This is a genomic window from Brachyspira sp. (genome assembly GCF_029258575.1).
Taxonomy (GTDB): Bacteria; Spirochaetota; Brachyspiria; order Brachyspirales; family Brachyspiraceae; genus Brachyspira.
In genome coordinates this window covers 1-7,645 of the sequence record NZ_JARHYI010000148.1, presented here as the reverse complement: position 1 = coordinate 7,645, position 7,645 = coordinate 1, and the positions used below count along the sequence as shown (strand labels likewise).

At 24.3% G+C, this 7,645-nt stretch carries 6 protein-coding genes; 3 read left to right on the top strand and 3 right to left on the bottom strand.

All coding sequences use genetic code 11. The features are described from left to right. The first annotated feature begins 183 nt into the window (after positions 1-183). Positions 184-741 (top strand): DUF4416 family protein, encoded by a 558-nt coding sequence (locus Q1J76_RS11795; protein ID WP_300370640.1) that lies wholly within the window; start codon positions 184-186, stop codon positions 739-741. A gap of 3 nt (positions 742-744) precedes the next feature. Here the strand turns inward: Q1J76_RS11795 and Q1J76_RS11790 are convergent, their stop codons facing one another. Then, on the bottom strand, positions 745-3,012 hold the full coding sequence (locus tag Q1J76_RS11790; protein ID WP_300370637.1) for a methyl-accepting chemotaxis protein: 2,268 nt from the start codon (positions 3,010-3,012) through the stop codon (positions 745-747). A 407-nt stretch (positions 3,013-3,419) separates the two neighbouring features. Here Q1J76_RS11790 and Q1J76_RS11785 point away from each other — a divergent pair, with 407 nt between their 5' ends. Both Q1J76_RS11785 and Q1J76_RS11780 read left to right on the top strand, forming a co-directional pair. Then, positions 3,420-4,892, top strand: a complete 1,473-nt coding sequence (locus tag Q1J76_RS11785) for a hypothetical protein (RefSeq protein ID WP_300370634.1) — start codon at positions 3,420-3,422, stop codon at positions 4,890-4,892. Between the two features lie 27 nt (positions 4,893-4,919). Next, entirely contained in the window at positions 4,920-5,819 is a 900-nt protein-coding gene (locus tag Q1J76_RS11780) for a patatin-like phospholipase family protein (RefSeq protein ID WP_300370631.1), read from the top strand. A 1-nt stretch (position 5,820) separates the two neighbouring features. On the opposite strand, the gene Q1J76_RS11775 is transcribed toward Q1J76_RS11780, so the two are convergent. Beyond that, the gene (locus tag Q1J76_RS11775; RefSeq protein ID WP_300370628.1) at positions 5,821-6,126 is read right to left on the bottom strand and encodes a hypothetical protein; all 306 of its coding nucleotides are present in this window, start codon (positions 6,124-6,126) and stop codon (positions 5,821-5,823) included. 369 nt (positions 6,127-6,495) lie between these two features. Next, positions 6,496-7,614, bottom strand: coding sequence for an NAD/NADP-dependent octopine/nopaline dehydrogenase family protein (locus Q1J76_RS11770; protein ID WP_300370625.1), 1,119 nt, complete (start codon positions 7,612-7,614; stop codon positions 6,496-6,498). Positions 7,615-7,645 lie beyond the last annotated feature (31 nt).

Below are 7,645 nucleotides of genomic sequence, written 5' to 3'. Positions count from 1 at the left end.
ATTAATAAAATATAATAATTTTTGGAATCATAAAAGAATACATTCCGCTTTAAATTATGATACTCCTATGTTATACTTCAAAAAAATAAGGAATACTTAAAGGAAATATCTCTGGCTCCCGTGCAAGAAATTATTTCTATAATAGTTATAGAAATATAAATTAAAATAATATAATATTGACTTATGAGTAAAGTATTAAAACAATCAAAAGCCGTACTTGTAACAGCATTAATGTATAATGATAATAATATATATAATTCTGTATTAGAAAAACTTATTAATAATTTCGGAAAAATAGAAGTTATAAGTGATGAATATTTATTTTCTCATTCTATTTATTATAAAGAAGAGATGGGAGAATCACTAAATAAAAGATTCATAGTTTTTGAAAATATGATAGAAAGAGATTATATAAGTGATGTAAAAAAGATTACAGATAATATAGAAATAGAATATTCAGATAATAATGGAAAACGTACAATCAATATAGACCCTGCAATACTAACTTTAGAAAATTTTATTTTAGTTACAAATAAAAATTTCACACATAGAATATATTTAAAAGAAGGAGTATTTGCAGATTTAACTCTTTTATATAAGAAGAAAAAAGGTTATACAGAACTTCCTTGGACATATGCAGATTATTCTAATGATGAAACAAAAAGTTTTTTAAATAAAATAAGAGAGCTATTCTATAATAAACTTATAGAAAGCTCTCCTTTTGGTTCTAATTGGAAATAATTTTTAAGAATCTTTTATTCCTGCAATTCTAACAAATTCTTTATCCCATACACCTATATGCTCTATTAAAAGCTTGGCTAAAAGTTTTGCAAAATCTATAGCTACTTTATGCCAATCACTACTTGATTTGAACTCTTTATACTGATCATCAATAGCCTTTTCAAATCTTCTATGCTCATCAAAATGTTCTTTAATTTTATGATATTTATCTTTATGTATCGCCTGTATCTTCTGCTCTTCGGAAAAGTGATATTTAGTATAATTAATAGCACCTTTAAATGCTTCATCAACATCATCTTTAACACCATTATACAATGCAGAATGAACTTTATTAGCATACTCTATAATTTGAACATGCTGACTATCTATAAGCTTATTATGAGTATAATATTGATCAAGCCATTCTAATTTTCTAGCACCAACTTTAAAGAAAGACATCGCATTTGATAATTCTTCCATCTGATTTTCAAGCTCTTTTGAAGATTCATGCATAGAATATACCAATGAACTATTTTCCTGAGTTTGAGCATCCATATTTGACATAGCACTATTTATATTATCAATTCCTATAAGCTGCTCACGAGTAGTATTTGCCATATCTCTAATAACTTTTGTAGTTTCTTCTATTTTAGCCTCAATATCTTCAAATAATGTTCTGGACATATTAGCAGAGTCAGTTGCCTTTTTTACTTTTTCATTACTTTCTATAATGAATGAAGTAATATTACTAACTGAACTTTGAGTTGTTTGTGCTAAATTCCTCACTTCAGAAGCCACAACAGCAAATCCTCTTCCCTGATCTCCAGCTCTTGCTGCCTCTACAGATGCATTCAAAGCAAGTATATTAGTTTGAAAAGCTATGTCTTCTATAAACTTAACCAATCCGCTAATTTTCTGACTATATTCAAATGCCTGACTAGTATTTTGTGCAGTTTCTAAAATAATACTTCCAGCCTCTTCAACCGCCTCTCTAGCATCCATCATCATATCATTAATTACAGCAGAATTATCCGCAGTTTTCTTTATAGTAGAAGATATCTCTTCAGTAGCTTCAGCAGTTTTTTCCAAATCCGATGCCTGACTTAAAGTTCTGCTTGCCAAATCCTTATTTGAATATGATAAAGAGTAAGCTGTTCTTTTTGTTAAGGCAACATTTGAATTGGCAATATCTATAATATTTCTAATAGAAGTTTTCATATGATCAAAACTATTTATAAGCTCTCCTACTTCATCTCTTCTTTGAAGATATTTACTATTAATATCAAAGGTTAAATCTCCATTTGATATTAAATTTGCAAGTCTCAAAGCTTCTTTAAGAGGAGATGTTAATCTTCTAGTAAATCCTACTATAATAATAGCTACAATAATTATTATTGCTATTCCGAATAATATTGAAAATAATAAAGTTCTCCCAATATGAGAATATAATTCACTTTCCAAAATTGTTATTATAATATACCAATCCGTATTATCTATATTATGATATGATATCAAATATTTTTGCTTATCTGTATCACCTTTATAACGAGTAATTCCGCTTTTATTATTTATAACTTCATCATATGGAAGATAATTATCTGCTTCAGTTAGAATTTTATTATTATCCTGATGAGCAAGTATTTTTTTATTGCTGTCTATTATAGATATTTTTCCTTTCTGAGCTATTTGAGCATTTAATATATACTTATTTATTAAATCTCCCCAGTTTACATTACCTGATAATACACCTAATGTCTTTCCATTATTATCTTTGATACCTTTCCACATTCTATAAGCAGGAATTCCTGTAACAACAGATTTTGTTATACTTGACTCTCCACCGACATTATAACCGCCTGAAACAAATTTTTGCCATCCTGAATCTGTAGTATCCATCATCGTATTTGCTAATACTCCATTTTCAGAATCTATTATTGTCTTTCCATTTAAATCCAATATCATAAAATTGATAAATGAACTTTTTGAATTTTTAAAATATTCTAGAGCATCCTCTGCCCTAATCCTTAAAATATCATCTTGAGGATTTGATAAAAAATCTATTAGTGCATCTGAAGTAACAAAATTATTCATAGAAGAGCTATTATCTTCAAGCCAAAGATTAATTAAATTCTTAAAAGATACCGATGTTGATTGAAAACCACTTTCAACAATATGATCTATAGTTTTCATACTTAAAAATAATACGCTTCCAACACTAAGAAATATTGATAAAACTATTGCCCCTATAAATAAAATGGGAATTTTAAATCTTAAACTATATATTTTTTTCATATTCCATCTCCATAAATTTCCTCATATACATGATACAATCATAAAAAATAATTTCAATATGATAATTTATATTTATTTTATTATATGAAACTAAAATATAACTATTTCCTTCATTATAAATATGATATCATAAACAAAAGGAATTGAATATAATATTGTAAGATTTTTAATTATTTTTTATATGACTTTATATAAATATTAAAATCATTATTATACAATGTAATTTCATATAAAATTAAATATTACTAATTTATTAAACAAATAATCATAAAATCAAATATATATAATCATTGAAAATACATTTATAAAATAATGCATATTCATATTTAATATATATATATTGAAAAACAAACAAAATTTATATATAATCTATCCATAATAATTTAATTATCAATATTGGAGTTATCATGGATTTTGTTATACCATATGAAAATGAAATAGATGAAAAAGATAAAACTATAATACAAGAATATATACTAAATAATGTAGAAGAATATAAAAAAAATTCAACTAAATTAACAGAACTTACAATAGAAGCTGTTTCTTCTTTAAGTGCTGGAAAGTCCAGAACTGAATTTTTATCAAAACAAGGTTTCTTTGATAATATATTTAACTCCATAACAGGACAAAATAGAAAGATAAGAGGAGAAATAGATTATAATTATGCCATAGTAAAAAATGCCTCATTAAAAATGATTGAGTATTTGGCTAAACAAAATAAAATAACATATGAAGGATTAATATATATAAATAATAAATTAAATAATGTAGAAAAAAATATTGAAGAAGAATTAGTAAAGATATGCAATAATGTAAGAGAATCATTTAATGTAATTTTAAATAAAATTAATGAAGAATCTAACAGAATAGATTCATTAGAAAAGAAAGTAGAATTATTAGAGTTTAAAGCTTCTTCTAATGTATTGGAATTTGATAATATAAAATATTATGATATGGACAATATAGAAAAAATTATATGTATCAGCAATGATCTATTCACAAAAACTTCCTATACATCAAGTATGACTAAAGAACATATATATATGATTAAATCAATATTATTTGACTTTAATATCGAGGCAGACCAAAAAATAAAAATAATTGATATATACAGAAAATTAATAGAAAAACCAAATTTAATAAATAAACTCTTTCTAAATACTAAAAATGATGTATGTATTCAGGAGCATATTATACCAATATTAAGCGGGATAAGAAAAATAGAGAAATTAGATAAAGAAGAAAATTATATAGTAGATTCTATATTAAAAATATCAAATGAAAATGATATAAATAATATAAAAATTAATTTAGTCAATGAATATGGGGCAAATATATCTAACTTTGATTATAATTCTGAGATAACTATATATGATATAATAATACTTATTATAAATGAATTAAAAATGATATCAAAAAATATTAAGCCTATATATAATATAGAAAATAGAATAGAATTAGCGAATAAATATTTTGAAGAGAAAAAATATAAAAAAGCAATAATGGAATGTGATATTATACTTCATAACGATAAAAATAATAAAGAAGCTTCTCATATAAAAATAGAAAGTATATATAAAATTTTAATAAGAGAAACTAGAAATTTTGAAGTGCCTTTATGCTATAAGGAAATAGCTAAAATATATTTAATAAAAAAAGATTATGAAAATACTTTAAAATATTTAAATAAATATTTTGATTCATATTCATCAAATAAAGAAATATTCAAATACAAACAAAAACTAAAATTACAATATAAAAAAATTAAGGACTATCAAGATAAAACAAATAAAAAATTAGAAAAAATTGCAGATAAAAATAAAAGAGATTATTTGGAATTTATAAACGATTTTTGGGGAGTATATTTAAGTAAAATTTAATATATAAATATTTGGAGATTTTTTATTATGAGTAAATTAGGATTAGTATTAGGTGGAGGCGGAGGTTTAGGAAGCTATCAGATTGGAGTTTGGAAGGCATTAAGAGAATATGGAATAGATAAAAACATAGAAGCTATATCAGGTACTTCTGTAGGCGTATTGAATGCATGTCTATTTGCACAAAACGATTATGATATTGCTGAATATATATGGACAAATGAAATAGAAGATAAAATTCTTTCAAAAAAGAAGATAAATAAAAATAATAAATTTATATCCTCAAATGGAATATTCAGCAGAGAAGGTTTAATAGAGATAATAGATAAATATTTAAATATAGATATTATTTCAAATTATAAATATCCAATATATGCTGCTGCTGTTAATTTGAAAAAAGTAAATGTTCAGTATTTTAAATTAAATGGCAAAACTAATAAAGAAATAAAAGAAATAATGATGGCTACAAGTGCAATACCTTTAATATTTGGAAGACAAACTATAAAAGGAACTAATTATGTAGATGGTGGAGTTGAAATATTAAATGGAAATAATCTTCCTTTAAAACCTTTATATGAAGAGAATTGTAATGAAATAATTGCAATAAATTTATATAAAGACAGTATCATAGAAAAATCAGATAATTGCAAAGTTTATGAAATAATAGCCAGTAATGATATAGGGGATTTCTTTAAAGGTGCTATGGATTTCTCATTAAGCGGTGCTAAAATGCGTATAGAGGAAGGCTATAATGATGCTAAGAAAAATTTAGAACAAATATTGAAAATGGAACAAACACAAATAGAAAATATTGATAATAATAATTATATGTATCAAAATGAATTCGATAATAATATAAAAAAAAGAAAATTAAGAAATGAGCTTGATAAAGCTATAGATAGTTTAAAAATAGATGATAATGATATATAAATTATTGCATATCAGCTTTTAGTATAGTAGAAATATAATATATAATTGCATCTCCTTCTTTAGTATTAGAACTAAATGTTAAACTGTATAATTCTTCATAAAGAGAAAACTCTATGCTATTTATAATTAAATTTTTAGTATATATTCCATTCATAATATCAGACTCTTCATTTTGTATAATAATATCATCATATTCATTTTCTAAAACTCTCATTAATGATAAAATAGGAATATCATCATCTTCATCATCATATAAACAATAAAGTTCATATTTATTCTTTACTTTTCTTAAAAACCATTTATGCATTTAATATATCCTAGTAATAAAACTTAATAAAAATTATTCATAGTAAAAGGAGTGTTATGCTACATGGCTGAACTGTAAAAAACATATACATCTTTGCATTCTTTGCAATACCAAAGAGTCCAAATTCTGATTAAAATTCACAGCAACACAAAACATCCATCTATATTTTTGACCTTACTTACATTCCAATTCTAAATATTTGATTAAACTTATATGTACAGCAAAACATGCAAAACATATTACTAATCTTATACTCTATCTAAATAATTCTTTAATATTATATTATTAATTAAAAATTAAAAATTTTATATTAAATCTATAATAAATAAAATCCGCTTATATATTTTATATAAACGGATTTTGATAATATTATTTATTTAAAAAATTTATAATATGTTCTTTAGTACAATTTTTAAATCCCATTTTTTCTAAGGTTCTTCCAGTAGAAAAATAATCTTCATCATTATAAGCAGAAGCTATGTGTATACAAGATTCAATAATAGGTACTTTTATATCACAAATTTTTGCCAAATGATATGCAGGTACCAAGAGATATGGAACATCTTCAGTAATATATCTTGCTTTTGAACTATTAGGAGCATTATTTATTTTACCATGTGTTTCTGATTTACGATTAAAGTCATAAACACTTATTTCATTTAAAGCATAAAGAGCATTCATAGCTTCAAGTTCAGTACGTAATTTTATACCTAATGCCTTACCTATTTCAAGACGTTCCAAATCCATTTTAGATGCTGCTTTTGAAGTTGCAATAGAACAGCAATCTTTATAATAATTGAATTCTCCATTAAAATTCTCTAAAATTCCCATATTAAGAGTAGTTAATAAAGGATGACCTCCAAAATTAATATTTTCTAATCCAGCAACTATAGGATTATTTAAAATCTCTATAGGTATAGGCATAATATCTTTTAATTCATCTTCAATTTTTTTCTTATTATCATTATTATTAGTAAAAATACTCAAAGGTAGAAATTCTTTGAGTCCCATAATTGTAATAACACCTGGCGAAACTATACGACATGCCCAAGGGATAGTAATAGAATCTATAAAGGAAATATTATTCATAGTGTCAGGAAATTTTTCCTTAAGTATTCTATTTAAAACAAGTCCTCCATAATTTCCAGGCATAATAATGATTCTCATATCATCTCTAATATAAGGAAGCATATCATTAAAAAGCAACTCTTGGGCAAAAGAAGGACAAACCATTATGCAGATATCTGAAAATTCCATAGCTTTCTTAATATCTGTAGTAGATATTGATATTTTAGAAAATCCTGCTAAAATCATTTTAGCACCATGTTCTTCTTCTAATGCCTTTATTCCTCCATTATTAGCTACTGCCTCTATTTGTACTGCAAACTTAGGGGAATCATAAATACAAATTTCATGTCCATTTCTAGATAAATGATAGGCAGCTGTTAATCCTCCATTACCAGCACCTATGATAGTAATTTTACTCATAAAAATTCTCCTTTTTATATTTTTTTATAAA

What these genes read in the sequence shown, in the direction of transcription:
- Q1J76_RS11795 (WP_300370640.1), top strand. Translation starts at nt 184, where the DNA reads ATGAGTAAAGTATTAAAACAATCAAAAGCCGTACTTGTAACAGCATTA.
- Q1J76_RS11790 (WP_300370637.1), bottom strand. Translation starts at nt 3,012, where the DNA reads ATGAAAAAAATATATAGTTTAAGATTTAAAATTCCCATTTTATTTATA.
- Q1J76_RS11785 (WP_300370634.1), top strand. Translation starts at nt 3,420, where the DNA reads ATGGATTTTGTTATACCATATGAAAATGAAATAGATGAAAAAGATAAA.
- Q1J76_RS11780 (WP_300370631.1), top strand. Translation starts at nt 4,920, where the DNA reads ATGAGTAAATTAGGATTAGTATTAGGTGGAGGCGGAGGTTTAGGAAGC.
- Q1J76_RS11775 (WP_300370628.1), bottom strand. Translation starts at nt 6,126, where the DNA reads ATGCATAAATGGTTTTTAAGAAAAGTAAAGAATAAATATGAACTTTAT.
- Q1J76_RS11770 (WP_300370625.1), bottom strand. Translation starts at nt 7,614, where the DNA reads ATGAGTAAAATTACTATCATAGGTGCTGGTAATGGAGGATTAACAGCT.